The sequence below is a fragment of the Lonepinella sp. MS14435 genome (assembly GCF_042485795.1).
In the GTDB taxonomy this organism is placed as follows: domain Bacteria; phylum Pseudomonadota; class Gammaproteobacteria; order Enterobacterales; family Pasteurellaceae; genus Lonepinella.
Genome location: NZ_CP169368.1, coordinates 649,899 through 668,162, shown reverse-complemented (window position 1 = coordinate 668,162; position 18,264 = coordinate 649,899). Strand labels below are relative to the sequence as shown.

The following is an 18,264-nucleotide window of genomic DNA, read 5'->3' as shown; positions in this document are numbered from 1 at the left end:
CCGCCTAATTTTTAGCCCAAAATCATCAACGCCCACACCACCACAAAATTGACAATCGCCATAAAAACTGCCGCCGAACCTTGATCTTTAGCTCTGCCCGATAACTCGTGGCGTTCAGTACCAATACGATCAATAGCACACTCCACTGCACTGTTCAGCAACTCCGTTACCAATACAATTAAATACGCCCCAAGCATTAAAGCAATCTCAAATTTGCCATTGCCAAACCAAAAAGCAAGGGGAACAATAAAAATCCCTAAAAATAATTCGTGGCGAAAAGCTGCTTCATTTTTCACCGCACTTTTTAAGCCCTGCAAGGAATAGCGAGTAGAATTAATTAAATGGGTCAACCCCGTAGTTTTATCTGTCATTTTTATTCTCTTTGTTTAAATTCGTTTCACATCAATCACATCATCTAGTTGAGCTAGGCGAGCTAAGACTTTGCTTAACATCTCCACATTACCTAATTCCAACTCAAGATCTATGGTTGCCACCTGACGTTTTCGGTCGGTACGACTTGAAACGCCGCTGACATTAATTTTATCATTGGCTAATACAGTTGTAATATCACGTAACAAACCGCTACGGTCACTAGCAAGCAATCGCACATTAATATTAAACGAGCCAGAAAGTTCCTTTCCCCAAGTGGTTTCAATCACACGTTCTTCATTCGCCGTACGTAATTTTTTGAGCTGTTCGCAGTCCGCACGATGAATAGAAATACCACGCCCTTGAGTAATATATCCCACAATCTCATCACCTGGAATCGGTTGACAACAACGAGCAATATGGTGCATTAAATTACCAACGCCATTAACCACCACATAGCCTTGTTTTTCCGATTTTTGGTTAGAATTAACCGCACTTTTTTGGCTATTCTTTTGGCTAACATGGCGTAAAATTTCTTCGTCCGCCTGCTCTGCTGTTGGCTTGATTAATTTACCTTGCAAGAAATTAATCAACTGATGCAATTTAATATCGCCACTACCCAAACCATTATATAAATCATCAATTTGTTTTAAGTTATAACGTGGCAAGGCATATTGTTCCGCTTGTTTAAGGGTAAGATTCAGGCGACTCAATTCTGCTTCTAGCATTTCTTTGCCAAGTGGAATATTTTTATCCCGATCGAGTTTTTTAAACCACGCCATAATTTTTGAGCGTGCCTTTTGCGTATGGGTAAACCCTGAATTTGGATTTAACCAATCTCGGCTGGGGTTTGGATTTTTTTGAGTGATAATTTCGAGTTGATCGCCCATTTGCAACTGGTAAGTAAACGGTACGATCCGTCCAGCCACTTTCGCACCAATACAACGATGTCCCACATCACTATGAATCGCATAAGCAAAATCTAACGGCGTAGAACCTGTTGGTAAATCTACCACTTCGCCTTTCGGTGTAAACACATAAACACGATCATCAAATACCTGCGTCCGCATTTCTTCTAGCATTTCGCCACTGTCCATGATATCCGCTTGCCACGCTAACAGTTTACGTAACCAAGAAATTTTTTCTTCGTAAGCAGACATTGAACCTGTAGTGCCTTCTTTATATTTCCAGTGAGCTGCTACGCCCAGCTCTGCGTCATTGTGCATTTGGTGAGTACGAATTTGCACTTCAATCGGCTTATCCCCCTCACCCAACACCACCGTATGAATGGACTGATAACCGTTCGGTTTGGGATTGGCAATATAATCATCAAACTGTTCTGCTAAATGTTGATAATGAGTATGTACAATGCCAAGTGCGGTGTAACAATCCTGCAAATTGGGGACCAAAATCCGCACCGCTCGAATATCATAAAGTTGCTCAAAGGCAAGGTGTTTTTTCTGCATTTTTCGCCAAATGCTGTAAATATGCTTCGGTCGTCCATACACATCTACGCTATCAATAGCTTCGTGCAAATAGCCTGACAGTTGATTGACAAAATCTTGAATATATTGCTCGCGGTCTAAACGGCGTTCAGCTAATTTATGTGCAATAATCCGATATTGCTCCGACTGCAAATTACGGAAACAATAATCTTCCAACTCCCATTTTAACTGACCAATTCCCAAACGATTGGCAAGGGGGGCATAAATATTGCTACATTCTTTGGCAGCGGCAATTTTTTCCGCTTTTGAATAGCGTTTATCCGCATCACGCAAATAAGTAATCCGTTCCGCTAATTTGATGATCACACAACGGAAATCGTCCACCATTGCCAACAGCATACGGCGGATATTGTCGATTTGTAGATTATTATTGGACTGGTTGGCGTTCAGTTGGCGAATATTATTCATTTCCAACACACCTTTGACTAATTTACTGATTTTGCTCCCGAAATCTTCTTTAACTTGTTCAAGGGTAACGATTTTGGCATGCACGACTGGAAATAACATTGCGGCAAGTAAGGTATCCCCATCCATATTCAGACTATGTAAAATTTCCACCATTTCTACACCGTCACGCAAATACCAATGGCTATTTAAGAAAAGTTGATCGGCATTTTCTCTTGCATATCGCCAAGCTCGCATTAGATCATTAGCGACTGGCTCAACTAGACCTAAATTTGCACACCAGTGCTGAATACTAAAGTCCTTTGGATTTAATAAGTGAGAACCGCGTACCGCAACCATATTTTTTCCTTATTTTTTCTCAAACAACGAGATACTTTCCAAATGTCCTGTATGAGGGAACATATCGATCATTGCTACTTTGCTTAATTGATAGCCTGAATTTAACAAATTCTCCGCATCACGTACCAAAGTTGCTGGATTACAAGAAATATACAAAATTTTATCCGCTTGCAACTGGCAAATACTTTCCATAGCAAAAGATGCACCACTACGGGGCGGATCGAGCAAAATTTTATTAAATGGTGTTTTCGCCCAATGTTGGTTTAAAAACGGCTGATCCAAATCCCCTTGCTCAAATTCGACATTGCAACAGCTATTTTGTTCCGCATTTTTGCGAGCTTTCTCAACCATTTCTGCGACACCTTCTACACCCACTACTTTTTGTACTAACTGACTTATCGGTAAGGTGAAATTACCCATTCCACAAAATAAATCTAGCACGCAATCAGTTTTATTCAACGCCAACCAATGCAACGCCGTTGCCACCATCTGCTGGTTTAATAAGCGATTAATTTGAATAAAATCCCGAATATCAAACTGGAGCAACAAATCGCCAATTTGATAATAAGGTATCTCACCACAAAGTTGTTGAATTTGCTGATCATCTTGAACAAACAACATCAATTTTTCCTGTTCCGCAAAATTTAACAGCAAACTGCGGTCTTTTTCACTCAAGTTTTTACTATAACGTAGTAACATGGCTATGCCATTGTCTGCTAAGGTTAATTCAATATGCCCGAGTAATTTGGGTTGAGAAAATTGACGTAATAATGTGAGAAGTTTCGGCAATAAGTAATCCAATGCTGGTTCAAGTACATCACATTGCTGAATATTCACTATTTGCGATGAGCTTTTTTGCCGAAAACCGATGTCAAGCTGCTTAGTTTTGGGATTTACGTTCACACTCAACCGCACCCGACGACGATATTGCCAGCCGTCACCGACAATCATCGGCATAAACACAATGCCCTGCGGTTGCAATTTTTCTAAACGAGAAAACAACGCCTGTTGTTTAGCCAGCCTTTGCATTTCAAGCGGAATATGTTGACTCTGACAACCACCACAAGCCTGATACACTGCACACTGTGGTGCTTGCCGCTGTGGATTGGTATGTAAAATCTTCTTCGCGACCGCCCGTCCATACTGGCGTTTTTCTTCTATAATTTCCGCTTGCACGGTTTCATTTGGCAAAGCATTTTCCACAAACCACGTCTTACCATTTACTTTACCCACGCCCAATCCCTGATAATCCAAAGATTGAATGGTCAATTCAAAGTGCGGTGTTTTTTTCGCTTTTTTTTCTGGAGTGTAAAATAATGCCATTGTGTTAAATTATTTTAAATATAAAATATTTTGGCTAAACAATTCCCGACTTTTCAAAGGATTATTACCAAGATAGGGTTTCAACGCCATTCGAGTAAATCGTTTCGCCGCTTTCAGTACATCTGCATCGGTAAATTCCAACGCCTGAAATGCTAATAAATCTCGTCCATAAAAGGTTTGGTTATTTTTTATCAAGGACGCAATAAAACCCTTTTCTTCCCGATATTGATAGGTCATCGCTGCATCAATAGGCAAGCCAGACCCAGCACAATGTCCAAAATCTACGCCATAACCTAAAATTTGCAACAGCTGAAATTCAAAGGTTCGCAACGCAGGTTCAACATTCTCGGCTTGAGCCAACATCATTAAACATTGCAAATAATATTGGAATAATAAGGGATTAGGTGTTTCCTGTTCAATCACCCGACAAAGTAGTTCATTCACATAGAAACCACTAAACAACGCCGTTTGTTGCAACGGCAAGGCAATCGCCGCTGGCTCGGCTTTAGTCAAGGTTTTCAATTCACCCCTACCTGTCCAGCGTAACAACAACGGTGTAAAAGGTTGCAATACACCTTTCCACGCTGACTGTTTCCGTCTTGCCCCTTTCGCCAACACCGTTAACCGTCCCGTTTCTTCAGTAAATAAATCCACTAACAAACTGGTTTCACTATATGCTCGGCGGTGTAAAACAAAGCCACGTTGCCAATTTTCGATGATCAAATCCTCTACTTAAAACATGAGATTATTTTAACAGAATTCTTTTACTGAGTAAGTAACGCTACGGCTAAATTTTTCACCCCTTTAAAATCCACTTTCCCCGTACCTAACATTGGGATCTCGTCCACTAATAAAACTTCGCTCGGCTGCATAATTGGAGGGACTTCAGCGGATTTTATGCGATTTTTGATTTCATCTAAAGACAAATCGGATTTCACCAATAACACCACCATTTCACCTTTTTTCTCATCGGCAATAGCCGTGGCGGCATATTGGGTTTGTTCATCAAATAAGCTGGCGAGCTGTTGCTCTACCGCACCAAGGCTAATCATTTCACCACCGATTTTAGCAAAACGAGAGTAGCGATCGACAATGGTGATAAAGCCTTGAGCATCAATATGTCCTTTGTCGCCCGTTAGGTAATAACGTACGCCGTCTAGTTCACAAATCACTTCAGCGGTTTTTTCTGGGTCATCTAAATAGCCTTTCATCACCTGTCCACCGCCAATAATAATCAGCCCATCTTCGCCTGTTGGCAGTTCTTGCAAGCTGTTCGGATCGACAATTTTGATAATCGTCCCTGGTAACGGCAAGCCCACCGTGCCAACCTTACTAAAGGTAAATTCATGTAATGTATCAGGATCAAGCATATTCGGCATATTAACCGCAGCAACAGGAGCAGTTTCTGTTGCCCCGTAGCCTTCGAAAATTTCTAAACCAAATTTCATTTTAAAGGCTTCTTTGACATCGGCTTTTAATTTTTCAGCCCCAGCGATAACCATTCGTACATTTTGTAGCATTAACGGGTGAAGTTTTTTACTACGCACATACAAACGGAAGAAAGTAGAGGTACCAAATAAAATACTCACATTATGCTTGGCTGACATTTTACCTACGGCTGCACCGTCCGTTGGATCAGGCACACTGACCATTTTAATGCCTTCACATAATGGCATTAAGGTGGTAACAGTTAAGCCAAAACTATGGAAAATTGGTAAAGAATTTAAGATGACATCGTTTTTCTGGAAGTTAAGCAATTCGCCCACTTGTTTGATATTGGTAAGTAGGTTTTTATGGCTTAATTCAATACCTTTTGGTGTCCCTTCACTACCACTGCTAAATAAAATAGTGGCAGTGTCATCAAGTTTACTACAAGCAAAATAACGTGCAGTAATCCACCAAAGGGGAGCAAAAAGTGCGGTGAAAAATGCAGACATTTTTTGTGATTTTGTGGCTGACTTACTGATATTTTCAGCAAAAATCGTTTTACCCGCAAGAATTTCAGTAAAATCAAAACCTTTATCTTGCAATTTAGTCAAGAATTTTTCAGCGGTAATTACCTTTTGAATATGGGCTTTTTCTAAAGCCTTTTGCATAGTTTGCTGGCTGAGTGTGTAATTTAAATTGACGGGGACTTTACCAAGTACAAATAATGCCATATTGACAATGGCTCCAGCTGATGAACTCGGCAAAAGAACACCTATATGTTTTTCATTGCTTAATTCTAATTTTAGTGCTTTAACGAATAACAGTACGGCAGTAATAAATTTTAAATTATTTAATTCCATGCCTTGTGAGTCAGCAATACAATCTTTAAACAAATGTCGTTTCGCAGTTTCAATCCATTGATATTGCAATGGTTTTTGTCTATCAATAAAGCGTTCCCAAGTACTGAATGAAAGTTCTACGACTTTTTGTTTCATCGCTGAAGCATCCATAAAGCCGTGGATTGGCTTGCCAAATGCAACCAATATTTTACGTTTGCCACGTTGTTTGGTCATTTGTTTATAGAAGCTATCTGCTCGAGAGAAACTTGAACCCCAAAGTCCACGTAGATAAAATGGCATAGTCACCACATTTTCAAGATCTTTTAGGATATGCTCAAAGCCTTTTTGGAATTGGTTGATTTGTCCGTTATAACTTAAATGCCCCTCAGGGAATAACGCCACGACTTCGCCATTTTGTAAACATTCTCGCACCGCTAGAATAGAATCTTTGCTGGCACCCGCACCAATAGGAATCACACGGAAAAACTTAAATAGCCATTTGAGATACCATTTATTGTAAATCGGACGATACATCACGAAGCGAATCGCCCGAGGACTTGCAGCTTGTAAAATCATCCAGTCAATCCAACTGATATGATTACCTAATAACAATACTCCCCCACTTTGTGGCAGATTTTTTAGCCCGTCAACATGAAAACGATAACTGGTTTTCACAATCGGAATCATCAATAATCGAGCAAATAAATGAGGTAATTGCAGGATAGCAAAAAAGCTCCCCAATAGGCAGACGGCAGCGGTAAATAAAAATAATCCTGTGGTTGAAACACTTAATTTCACCAGCAAAATACTGAGTAGCAAAAAGCCCACCATAAAAATATTTTGCACAAAATTATTACCTGCCATAATGCGTCCACTGGTAGCCTGCGGAGCGAAATATTGGATAGTCGCATTTAATGGCACGATAAATAAACCACCAGCCACCCCAAAACCGAGCGAACAAAGCATTAATAGGCTATTGTTGGTTGCCACTGTTAAGCCAAATAACGCAAAGAATAGTCCTAATGCCCCCACTGGTACAATACCATGTTCAATATGATAATCCGACATTTTCCCTGCAATATAAGAACCTAGCACTAACCCAATCCCACTCACTGCTAAAATCCCTTGAATAATCAAAGCATTATCTGAACCAAAGTTAGCTTTGTAATGGGCAGGAAAGGCTGCTGCAATGACTTGTGAAACACCCCAAAACAGGCTTAATCCGATAATGCTTAACCAAATATTTTTATTGGCTTTGGTGGTTTGAATATTTTCTTTTAAATACCCCAAAGACAGGTATTTTGCCATAGAAAATTTTTCTGCTTTTTCATCGGTATCTTGCGGATAAAACGGAATTTTCCAAGCAAAAACCGCTTCTAAGGCACTTAACACCACTAATGCCACACCCACCGCTGATACACTTTGCAACACTACATTCGGATCATCAGATACGACATAAAATTGTTCAAAATAAAATGAAAATGCAAAGGAACTAAATAAAATCGCTACAATAGTTAAGGCTTGAATAACCCCATTGGCACTACCTAATTTTTCCGTTCCCACAATGGATTTGATAATGCTGTATTTAGCAGGGGAATAGACCGCACTTTGCATTGCCAATAACAGTGTAAAGCCAAATGCCCAATAAAATTGCCCGATAAAATAACAGACACAAATTAACCCACTAATGGCTACCGCAGCTAGGCTACTATAACGAATCACATTGGTACGGGAAAATTTTTCGTTGATAAAACTGGAGGGGGAAAAAAGAAAGATAAAGGGTAACAAAATCATGGTGTTAATTAATGCGGTTAAAATAGTTTGGGTGTCGCCCTCAAAGGTTTTTAACAACACATTTTGAATGGTAATTTTATGTGCCAAATCCACACTAGCATTAATAAACATAATGGCTAAATAGGGTAAAAAGCCACGGATTTTAAATAGACTAAACATATTGAACGTTCCTTTTCTTTTTGGAATTTTGAGATAGTTTAAAAGAAATTTGTTGTTTAAGCTAGGGCTTGTTTCATTGCTAAAGTAATATTGAAAAAAACATCATTTTTTTTCACCGCACTTTATTTTATTATAACGCTTTATCACAACCACACTTTGTTAATGGATAAGCACAACAATGAGAATACCCAGAATCTACCACCCTGAATCCTTAGAAAATCAATCCCAATGCCAACTCAGCGAAGATGCCGCCAATCACGTTGGGCGAGTATTGCGTATGCAGGTTGGCGAAAAATTAGAGCTGTTTGATGGCTCAAATTATATTTATCCTGCTCAAATTACCGAAAGCAGTAAAAAAACGGTCAGTGTCGAAATTTTAGATCGTCAACTTGATAACCGAGAAAGCCCGTTAAAAATCCATTTAGGACAAGTGATTTCTCGTGGCGAGCGAATGGAATTTACTATTCAAAAATCCGTGGAATTGGGAGTGAATGTGATCACGCCGCTTTGGTCAGAACGTTGTGGAGTGAAATTAGATACGGAACGGATGGAGAAAAAAATTCAGCAATGGCAGAAAATTGCTATTGCGGCTTGTGAACAATGTGGGCGAAATGTGGTGCCTGAAATTCGTCCGATGATGAAGTTGCAAGATTGGTGTGCGGAGCAAGATGGCACGTTAAAGCTCAATTTGCACCCAAGAGCCAATTATTCCATTAAAACTTTGCCGCAAATTCCTGCGGCTGGGGTGCGGTTGTTGATTGGCTCGGAGGGCGGTTTGTCGCCACAAGAAATCAGCCAAACCGAACAACAAGGCTTTACCGACATTTTGCTCGGCAAGCGAGTATTACGCACCGAAACCGCCGCATTAACGGCAATTACCGCATTACAAGTGTGTTTTGGTGATTTATAACCGTTTTATATTCATCAATTTTCCCGTATAATGCGGTGCAAATTTTCATTATTTTTTTGAGATAACTTATGACAACAACATTTAACGTAAAAACATTCCAAGGGATGATTTTAGCCCTGCAAGATTACTGGGCAAAACAAGGGGCAACCATTGTACAGCCTTTTGATATGGAAGTGGGAGCAGGAACGTCGCACCCAATGACCGCTTTGCGTGCATTAGGCCCTGAGCCAATGGCATTTGCTTATGTACAACCGTCACGTCGCCCAACGGACGGTCGCTATGGCGAAAACCCGAACCGTTTGCAACATTATTATCAATTCCAAGTGGTGATTAAACCGTCCCCAGATAATATTCAAGAACTTTACCTTGAGAGTCTAAAAATGCTCGGCTTTGACCCAACCCAAAACGATATTCGCTTTGTGGAAGATAACTGGGAAAATCCGACTTTAGGTGCGTGGGGCTTAGGTTGGGAAGTGTGGTTGAATGGTATGGAAGTGACCCAGTTCACCTATTTCCAACAAGTAGGCGGTTTAGAATGTCGTCCTGTTACAGGTGAAATCACCTACGGTTTAGAGCGTTTGGCGATGTATATTCAAGGTGTGGACTCTGTGTACGATTTAGTTTATTCAGACGGTCCACTCGGCAAAACCACTTACGGCGATGTGTTCCACCAAAATGAAGTGGAGCAATCTACTTATAACTTTGAATACGCTGACACTGACTTTTTATTCCAATGTTTTGACCATTACGAAAAAGAAGCCAAAGCCTTGTTAGAATTAGAAAAACCGTTGCCATTGCCTGCTTACGAACGCATTTTAAAAGCAGCACATAGCTTTAATATGCTTGATGCACGCAAAGCGATTTCGGTGACAGAACGTCAGCGTTATATTTTGCGTATTCGCACGCTGACTAAAGGCGTGGCAGAAGCCTATTATGCCAGTCGTGAAGCCTTAGGGTTTCCAGGGTGTAAGAAGTAAGAGAGATTCGGAACGCAGTGAGTCCCGAATTGTGCAATCACTGATTGCAAAATCTAAATAGAGAAACAAAATGCCGAATTTGCCACAAACCAACAATACACTATTTAGCCAAATTGCCGAGATTATTCATCAGGCAAAAAAACAAGTTCGCCAAACGGTCAATGTGGCGATGGTGCAGTCTTATTGGCAGATTGGGCGTTTGATTGTGGAAGATGAACAGCAGGGCGAAAGCCGTGCGGAGTACGGAAAATATGTACTAAAAGATCTTTCTGAACGCTTAACGGAGATGTTTGGCAAGGGATTTGATGAGCGAAATTTACGCAATATGCGTCAATTTTATTTGGCATTCCCAATTTGGAACACACTGTGTTCCGAATTGAGCTGGTCGCATTATCGCCGTTTAATTCAAGTAGAAAATCAACAAGCACGCCTTTGGTATATGCGTGAAACCATTGAACAAAATTGGTCTGTTCGTGCCTTAGATCGCCAAATTTCTGTGCTATATTACGAGCGTTTACTAGCAAGCCAAAATAAAACACCAGTGATTACCGAAGCTGAACAGAAAACCGCAGAGCTAAAAGAAACCATCGAAGATTATTTGCGTGATCCTTATATTTTGGATTTCTTAAATTTGCAAGACGGTACTTATCAAGAAAATGATGTTGAGCAAGCCATTATCAACAATTTGCAACTGTTTTTGTTGGAGCTTGGCAAAGGTTTTGCTTTTGTGGAACGGCAAAAACGGATTCGTTTTGATGATGAAGATTTTTACATTGATTTGGTATTTTATAATTTCAAACTCAAATGCTTTTTGTTGATTGATTTAAAAATCGGCAAATTAAAACATCAAGATGTAGGGCAAATGGATACCTATGTTCGCTTATTTGATCAAGAAATTAAAGGAGCGGATGATAATCCAACTATCGGTTTAGTTTTGTGTAGCGAGAAAAGCGAAGCGGTAGCGAAGTATTCTGTGTTGGCGGATCGTAAGCAGTTATTTAGTGCCAAGTATTTGCCGTTTTTACCAACGGAGAGAGAATTAGAATTGCAGATTAAAAAAGCGAGAAAAAATCTCCCCCTAACCCCCTCTTTTTCAAAGAGGGGGAATTAAAAAATGAAACCTTATAGCGCATCGTTAAAATTAAATTCACAAAAATTGCGTTCAGCACAAACTGAACCTGAAAAGCGACTATGGGAAAGAATTAGAAATGATCAGTTATTAGGATTTCGTTTTTATCGACAAAAGCCATTATTAAGCTATATTGTTGATTTTTATTGTCCAAAAGCAAATTTGGTGATTGAATTAGATGGTCGTCAGCATTATGAACATGATCATTGGGAAAATGATCGTATTCGGGATGCCGAACTTAATTCAATAGGATTACAAGTTTTAAGATTTGATAATCAAGAAGTTTTATTCGAACTTGATACTGTTATTGAAAAAATTGTAAAGAATTTCCCCGTTCCTACAGTTCCCCCTCTTTGAAAAAGAGGGGGCTAGGGGGAGATTTAAACTATTAACCAACAAAGAAAGAGTTGGAAGAGCAGATTACTAAAGCGAGATTGTCTACGCAGTGCGTGGAGAATTAGTGAGTGGTTAATTACATATTTTGCAATCAGTGATTGCAAAATTGAGAGTAAAAAAATTACTGTCAAAAGAAGTGCTTGAGCAACGCTTGCACTTGGCGGTTGAGAAAGCCAAATTAACATTCGGATCATAAAAATGGGAATTTTTAGCGTAATAAAGCAAATTTTTTCTATTACTAAAACCACATTGGATATTACTGATAAAGTATTACAAGAAACAAATATCGTATTAAAAGACGTATCAAAAAATGTAAAAGAGTGGTCAGAAGAAAGAAAAAGAACTGAGCCTATAAGAAATTTAGCATATTATTTAGATGCACATTTGGATAGTTATAAATCAATTTTAAAATTCAAAATTGAATCTGGAAACAATAAAGAATTATACGATAGACTAAAAAAATTGATGCGCGAAATGCATCCAGATGAAAAACAATTCGATTCGATTGATGAGGAATTGGCAGATAAAGAATTAGAAATAAGATATTATGCTCATCAATTATATGGCGATAGAATAAAGAACAAATCAATAGATGAAATTAGAGAAATCCATTCAAAACGAAATTTTTAAATAAGAGAAATAAAATAAATGACAACCCAAAACTTCCTACTAGAAATCGGCACTGAAGAGTTGCCACCGAAAGCGTTAAAAACCCTTGCTACGGCTTTTGCGGAGAATTTCACCGCCGAGCTGAATCAAGCAGGTTTAACATTCAGCCAAGTAAAATGGTTCGCCGCTCCACGCCGTTTGGCGTTGAAAGTGGCAGATCTTGCTACTGAACAACCAAGCAAGCAGATTGAAAAACGAGGCCCTGCAGTAGTGGCGGCGTTTGATGCCAATGGTAACCCAACCAAAGCGGCTGAGGGCTGGGCGAGAGGTTGTGGTATTACTGTGGATCAGGCAGAACGTGTCGCAACCGACAAAGGCGAATGGCTGATACATCGTGCCGTGCAACAAGGACAAGCCACCAAAAATCTTTTGCCTGATTTAGTCGCAAGTGCTTTGGCGAAATTGCCGATTCCAAAACCAATGCGTTGGGCGGATAAAACCGTGCAGTTTATTCGTCCTGTGCATACGGTAACGATATTGCTAGGTGATGAATTAATTGATGGCGAAATTTTAGGCGTAAAAAGCGGTCGCACCATTCGTGGACATCGTTTTTTAGGCGAGCGTGAATTTGACATTCAGCATGCCGATGAATATCCGCAAGTTTTAGCCGAACGTGGTCAAGTGATTGCGGATTTTAATGAGCGTAAAGCGATTATTTTGGCAAAATCGCAAGAAAAAGCCACCACACTTGGTGGTGTGGCAGATATTGATGAAGATTTGTTAGATGAAGTAACTTCACTGGTGGAATATCCGAATGTATTAACCGCCAAATTTGAAGAGCGTTTTTTAGCTGTACCAGCGGAAGCCTTGGTTTACACGATGAAAGGCGATCAAAAATATTTCCCAATTTATAGTAAAGACGGCAAATTATTACCGCACTTTATTTTTGTTTCTAACATTAATCCAGCGGATCCAACGGCGATTATTGAAGGTAACGAAAAAGTGGTGCGTCCACGTTTGACGGATGCGGAATTTTTCTTCAAAACTGACTTGAAACAGCGTTTGGAAGATCGTTTGCCACGTTTAGAAACCGTGTTGTTCCAACAACAGCTTGGCACATTGCGTGATAAAACCGCTCGTATTGAGCAGTTAGCAGGCGAAATTGCGGCTCAAATTGGGGCTGATGTGGCAAAAGCTAAACGTGCGGGCTTGCTGTCAAAATGCGATTTAATGACCAATATGGTGTTTGAATTTACCGACACGCAAGGTGTAATGGGGATGCACTATGCTCGTCACGATGGCGAAGATGAAGAAGTTGCTGTGGCGTTAAACGAACAATATATGCCACGTTTTGCTGGGGATAATTTGCCAAATTCCTTAGTGGCTTGTTCGGTGGCGTTGGCGGATAAAATTGATACGCTAACAGGCATTTTCGGCATTGGACAAGCACCAAAAGGCAGTGCCGACCCATTTGCGTTACGCCGTGCGGCTCTTGGTTCATTGCGGATTATTGTAGAAAAAAATCTTCCGCTTGATTTAACCGATTTAGTGGAAAAATCTACCGCACTTTTTGGTGACAAATTGACCAACAAAAATGTGGTGAATGACGTAGTGGACTTTATGCTCGGTCGTTTCCGTGCGTGGTATCAAGATGAAGGTATTGCGGTGGACGAAATTCAAGCTGTGCTGGCTCGCCGTCCAACTCGTCCTGCGGATTTTGATGCCCGAGTGCGTGCAGTGTCGCATTTCCGCACCTTGGATTCAGCGGAAGCGTTGGCAGCAGCCAATAAACGAGTGAGCAATATTCTCGCCAAAGCGAATATTGAAATTGGCAATATCGATCTTTCTGCCTGCGTTGAGCCTGCGGAAAAAGCCTTAGCGGAAAACGTGGTCGCCTTGCAACAAGCAGTACAGCCATTAATTGCCAAAGGTGATTACAGTGCGGTGTTAGACGAATTAGCTAACTTACGCCAGCCAGTGGATAATTTCTTTGATAACGTAATGGTGAACGCTGAAGATCAGAAACTTCGTCAAAACCGTTTAGCGATTTTGAAAGCGTTACAAGATTTATTCTTGCAAGTGGCAGATATTTCAGTATTACAATAATGATGAATAGGTAACAAAAAGGCTTGCGATTGCAAGCCTTTGTTTTGGTTTCAATTATCTTTCCGCCATTAATGCCTCAATTTCATCAATTTCTTTTGGCACAGCAGAAGTAAAGATTTTATTCCCTGTTTTGGTAATTAAAATATTATCTTCAATACGTACGCCAATACCTTTATATTGTTCAGGTACATCCGATTTTGACGAAATATATAAGCCTGGTTCAACCGTTAACACCATGCCAGGTTGTAACGTGCGGTCTCTGATTTTGGAATTTCTATCCACATTGTGTGTGCCGTTGCTATAACTGCCGACATCATGCACATCTAACCCTAACCAATGCCCTAAGCCGTGCATATAAAATTCTTTGTAAGCCTGATTGGCAATGAGTTCGTCCACGTTGCCTTTTAAAATACCTAAACGGACTAAACCCTCGGTTTTAATTCGCACCACTTCATCATTGGCTTGTTGAATAGAATTGCCTGCTACTAAGATTTCAAGCGCCCGTTTTTGAGCTTTTAGCACGATCTCATAAATTTCCCGTTGTGCTGGGCTAAATTTGCCATTGATTGGGAATGTTCTAGTAATATCGCCTGCATACATGGCAAACTCACAGCCTGCATCAATGAGCAATAAATCACCATCTTTAAGTGGGTGATCGTTTTCAACGTAGTGCAAAATACAGGCGTTTTCGCCACCACCGATAATACTATTATAAGATGCCCCTCTCGCCCCAAAGCGACTAAATTCATGCAATATTTCACCTTCAATTTCATATTCAAAACGATTGGCACGGGCTTCTTTCATGGCACGAATATGGGCGAGTGCAGTGATTTGTCCTGCTTGTTGCATAATGCGAATTTCATTTTCAGATTTGAATAAACGCATTTCATCTAATATCGGTTGTAATGGGGTAAATTCTGTCACGCTTAATTCAGGCAATAAATTTTGCATAAACGTATCGTCAGCGGAGCGACCATCTAATCCTTGTAAAAAATAAACGGTTTTGGCACCAGACAATAAGCTAGGTAGTTGTTGTTTCAATTCACTGATATTAAACGCCTGATCGATTTGTAAGGCTTGCGGTGCTTTTTCAAGACCTAATCGTCTGCCGTCCCAGGTTTCTCGTTCAGGATCAGACGGACGGAGGAAAAGTGCGGTGGAAATTTGCTGATTTTTTTTACTTAACACTAAAACCGCATCAGGCTCATTAAATCCTGTGAGATACCAAAAATAGCTATCTTGACGGAATGGATAAGTACAATGGCTATTACGAAATACTTCTTTTGATGAAAAAATTACCGCACTTGAGTCATCTTCCATTTGTGCTAATAATGTTGCACGGCGTTGAATAAATTCTTCTTTTGGAATGGCGTTCATATAGGCTAAATCCATAATTTTCCTCCTAGTGAATAGTGGGTTTGGCTTTTTCAAATGGACGAAAATGCGTATAAAACAAGGCAGCAATCGTCCGAACATATTCAATAATTTCTTCTAATGCTTCTGCTAATTCTTCAGGATCATCTTGCTCATCATACCCTAATTGGCAAATATCGTGCAAATCATCTATGGCTTCTCCGATCTCCCCTTTTTCTTGATCTAATTGGGTTTGTACCAAGCCTAATCCCAATAAAAAGTGATTAGCCCATTCACATAGGGCATCAGCTTGAGCAAAAATATCGGCAGCTTCATCAGGGAGTAATAATTCAAAATTAAAGCCGTCAATATCGCTTAAAGTGCGGTTAATTTTACTATAGATTTCAGTCACTTCTTTTAATAATTCGGTGGGATAGGCATGGTTGTCGTTGGTAAATTGATAAAGCAAGGGTTGCCAACTTTGATCGTCTAATCCACCACAAATTAGCCCGCTGAGAAATCCGTGCAATTCGGCGGCAGAAAGGGCAATACTAGCGGATTTAAGTTTTTGGTTCAGTTGAAAATAATCGATCATATTTTTTTCCTTTAATGAATATCCGTTAATTCTAACAGATTATTCATGACATAAAATCTTTCTCTGTGGCATAATAACGAAAAATTCAACGAATGGTGAAAATATGGCATTAAAAAAGATTGAATTAAATTTTCTGGGGCAAGTTTTTTTATTAAATGTTCCAGAAGAACAGCACGATGATTTACGAGAAGCAGCAAGATTACTTGATGTGCGTGTAACAGAAATGAAAGAGCGGATGCAAACTGTACAAGTAGAGCGTGCGATCAATATTGTGGCATTAAATTTAAGTTTTGAGCTATTACAAGAGAAGCAGAAAAACGGTTTGATGGAAAAAGTGTTGCAAGATCAAATTCAGCAATTATCTGCTTCTTTAGAAAATATTTTAACTCGTACGACAAATCACCAACCAGCGTACGAAATTCAATAAATAGACTTGAAATAACGCTTTTTGCTTAAATTAACGCTAGTCAAGGCAAGTGATTTGCGTTAGTATAAATAACCAAGATTACCTGAGATGTTCGCCAAAGGGTTACGTCCCTGAGCCGATATTTACATACTTCGAGTTAGTTCTCTATGTTGTTGGTGTGCAGGCTTAGTTTACCTAAGAAGCCTAAAAATGACTATAACTGACTCCCTTGAACCGTCGGGTTCAAGGACCGACCACCCGCAACGGCATCTCGGGGCTTTCTTAAAATTCATTTCATCAATACCTATGCAAAACGTTACACAAGATATTACTCAACTTCGCCACAATATACGTCAACAAATCCGTAAAATTCGACAAAATTTAACCGCACTTGAACAAGCCCAAGCGGAACAAAATATCACGCAACAAGCCCTTGCTTTAATTGAACAACGCCAAGCTAACAAGATTGCTCTCTATCTTGCTTTTGACGGTGAAATTTCTACCCAATTATTGATAGAAAACCTGTGGCGACAAGGCAAAAAAGTTTATTTGCCCGTGCTACACCCGTTTTGTACAGGACATTTATTATTCTTACAACATCGCCCCGATACGGCATTAATTAAAAATAAATTCGGTATTTTTGAACCGCAATTAAACGTACAAAATGTATTGCCAACAGAACAACTTGATATGATTTTCACCCCATTGGTCGCTTTCGACCAACAGGGTAATCGTTTAGGTATGGGTGGTGGATTTTACGACCGTACATTGCAAGATTGGCAACAGAAATCGTTTATTCCTATCGGGTTAGCACATCGATGCCAACAAATAGAAAATTTACCCGTGGAAAGCTGGGATATGCCGTTATTTAGAATTTTGGTGGGTTAACCTAATCTTTGTCTTGCAATCTCAAATAAACAAACTCCCGTGGCAACGGAAACATTCAATGATGACACCGAACCAGCCATTGGAATACTGATTAATTGATCGCAACATTCACGGGTTAACCGCCGCATCCCCTCCCCCTCGGCTCCCATCACCAACGCAATAGCACCCGTTAATTTACTTTGATAAAGCGTTTCGGTTGCTTCACCCGCCGTACCCACCACCCAAATATTGTGATGTTGTTGTAATTCACGCAAGGTACGAACTAAATTTGTTACCCGAACTAACGGCATCGTTTCCGCCGCACCACAAGCCACTTTACGAGCCACTGAAGTTAATTGAGCTGATTTATCTTTCGGCACGATCACCGCATCCACTCCAGCCGCATCGGCTGTACGCAAACAAGCCCCCAAATTATGCGGATCGGTCACACCATCTAACACCAATAAAAACGGATTTTGCTTATGTTGCAAAATCTGATCAAGATCGTTTTCATTTAACTCTTTCGCAGCTTGCACGCGAGCAATAATCCCCTGATGCACTTCGCCTTGAGCCTTGTTATCTAAACTTTGGCGATTTAAAAATTGGACGCTAATACCCAATTTATGTAATTCGTTTAACAAAGGTTGCAAGCGTTTATCCTCACGCCCTTTTAACACCAAGACTTCAATAACACGTTCTGGCGTACGCTCTAAAAAAGCTCTCACGGCGTGAATACCGTAGATTTGTTCTGACAT

At 40.1% G+C, this 18,264-nt stretch carries 16 protein-coding genes and 1 other RNA gene; 9 read left to right on the top strand and 8 right to left on the bottom strand.

The features are described 5' to 3' along the window. Positions 1-11: 11 nt before the first annotated feature. Genes O1Q80_RS03190 through O1Q80_RS03170 form a run of 5 tightly spaced genes read right to left on the bottom strand, consistent with a single transcriptional unit; the run spans position 12 to position 8,161 of the window. Entirely contained in the window at positions 12-371 is a 360-nt protein-coding gene (locus tag O1Q80_RS03190) for a diacylglycerol kinase (protein WP_386689249.1), read from the bottom strand. Between the two features lie 15 nt (positions 372-386). Continuing rightward, the gene (gene relA / locus O1Q80_RS03185) at positions 387-2,618 is read right to left on the bottom strand and encodes a GTP diphosphokinase (protein ID WP_386695642.1); all 2,232 of its coding nucleotides are present in this window, start codon (positions 2,616-2,618) and stop codon (positions 387-389) included. A 9-nt stretch (positions 2,619-2,627) separates the two neighbouring features. Then, entirely contained in the window at positions 2,628-3,941 is a 1,314-nt protein-coding gene (gene rlmD, locus O1Q80_RS03180) for a 23S rRNA (uracil(1939)-C(5))-methyltransferase RlmD (protein WP_386695640.1), read from the bottom strand. A gap of 9 nt (positions 3,942-3,950) precedes the next feature. Continuing rightward, a complete protein-coding gene (gene recO / locus O1Q80_RS03175) occupies positions 3,951-4,664 on the bottom strand; it encodes a DNA repair protein RecO (RefSeq protein WP_386695638.1) in 714 nt (237 codons plus the stop codon). A 41-nt stretch (positions 4,665-4,705) separates the two neighbouring features. After that, positions 4,706-8,161: an acyl-[ACP]--phospholipid O-acyltransferase gene (locus O1Q80_RS03170; protein ID WP_386695636.1), complete on the bottom strand. Its 3,456-nt coding sequence runs from the start codon at positions 8,159-8,161 to the stop codon at positions 4,706-4,708. Positions 8,162-8,339: 178 nt separating this feature from the next. Between O1Q80_RS03170 and rsmE the strand changes: the two genes are divergently transcribed. The 6 genes from rsmE to glyS all read left to right on the top strand — a co-directional run bounded on the left by rsmE (position 8,340) and on the right by glyS (position 14,288). Further along, a complete protein-coding gene (gene rsmE, locus O1Q80_RS03165; protein WP_386695634.1) occupies positions 8,340-9,071 on the top strand; it encodes a 16S rRNA (uracil(1498)-N(3))-methyltransferase in 732 nt (243 codons plus the stop codon). Between the two features lie 68 nt (positions 9,072-9,139). Continuing rightward, the gene (gene glyQ, locus O1Q80_RS03160) at positions 9,140-10,048 is read left to right on the top strand and encodes a glycine--tRNA ligase subunit alpha (protein WP_386695632.1); all 909 of its coding nucleotides are present in this window, start codon (positions 9,140-9,142) and stop codon (positions 10,046-10,048) included. A gap of 70 nt (positions 10,049-10,118) precedes the next feature. Next, positions 10,119-11,159, top strand: a complete 1,041-nt coding sequence (locus O1Q80_RS03155; protein WP_386695631.1) for a YhcG family protein — start codon at positions 10,119-10,121, stop codon at positions 11,157-11,159. Between the two features lie 3 nt (positions 11,160-11,162). Then, positions 11,163-11,534, top strand: a complete 372-nt coding sequence (locus O1Q80_RS03150; RefSeq protein WP_386695630.1) for an endonuclease domain-containing protein — start codon at positions 11,163-11,165, stop codon at positions 11,532-11,534. 237 nt (positions 11,535-11,771) lie between these two features. After that, on the top strand, positions 11,772-12,203 hold the full coding sequence (locus O1Q80_RS03145; protein ID WP_386695628.1) for a hypothetical protein: 432 nt from the start codon (positions 11,772-11,774) through the stop codon (positions 12,201-12,203). A gap of 18 nt (positions 12,204-12,221) precedes the next feature. After that, positions 12,222-14,288, top strand: coding sequence for a glycine--tRNA ligase subunit beta (gene glyS / locus O1Q80_RS03140; RefSeq protein ID WP_386695626.1), 2,067 nt, complete (start codon positions 12,222-12,224; stop codon positions 14,286-14,288). A gap of 54 nt (positions 14,289-14,342) precedes the next feature. Here glyS and pepP read toward each other — a convergent pair whose 3' ends face one another. Together pepP and O1Q80_RS03130 are read right to left on the bottom strand one after the other, a co-directional pair. Further along, complete coding sequence (gene pepP / locus O1Q80_RS03135; protein ID WP_386695624.1) at positions 14,343-15,680, bottom strand: Xaa-Pro aminopeptidase; 1,338 nt, start codon at positions 15,678-15,680, stop codon at positions 14,343-14,345. 10 nt (positions 15,681-15,690) lie between these two features. Then, positions 15,691-16,236: a YecA family protein gene (locus O1Q80_RS03130; protein WP_386689227.1), complete on the bottom strand. Its 546-nt coding sequence runs from the start codon at positions 16,234-16,236 to the stop codon at positions 15,691-15,693. Positions 16,237-16,339: 103 nt separating this feature from the next. Here O1Q80_RS03130 and O1Q80_RS03125 point away from each other — a divergent pair, with 103 nt between their 5' ends. From O1Q80_RS03125 to O1Q80_RS03115, 3 genes are all read left to right on the top strand, one after another. Further along, the gene (locus tag O1Q80_RS03125; RefSeq protein WP_386695623.1) at positions 16,340-16,663 is read left to right on the top strand and encodes a cell division protein ZapA; all 324 of its coding nucleotides are present in this window, start codon (positions 16,340-16,342) and stop codon (positions 16,661-16,663) included. Between the two features lie 76 nt (positions 16,664-16,739). Next, a non-coding RNA gene (gene ssrS / locus O1Q80_RS03120) (6S RNA) lies at positions 16,740-16,924 on the top strand. Between the two features lie 24 nt (positions 16,925-16,948). Then, positions 16,949-17,530, top strand: coding sequence for a 5-formyltetrahydrofolate cyclo-ligase (locus O1Q80_RS03115; RefSeq protein ID WP_386689223.1), 582 nt, complete (start codon positions 16,949-16,951; stop codon positions 17,528-17,530). Here O1Q80_RS03115 and rlmB read toward each other — a convergent pair. Beyond that, entirely contained in the window at positions 17,527-18,264 is a 738-nt protein-coding gene (gene rlmB / locus O1Q80_RS03110; protein WP_386695622.1) for a 23S rRNA (guanosine(2251)-2'-O)-methyltransferase RlmB, read from the bottom strand. The genes O1Q80_RS03115 and rlmB overlap by 4 nt on opposite strands.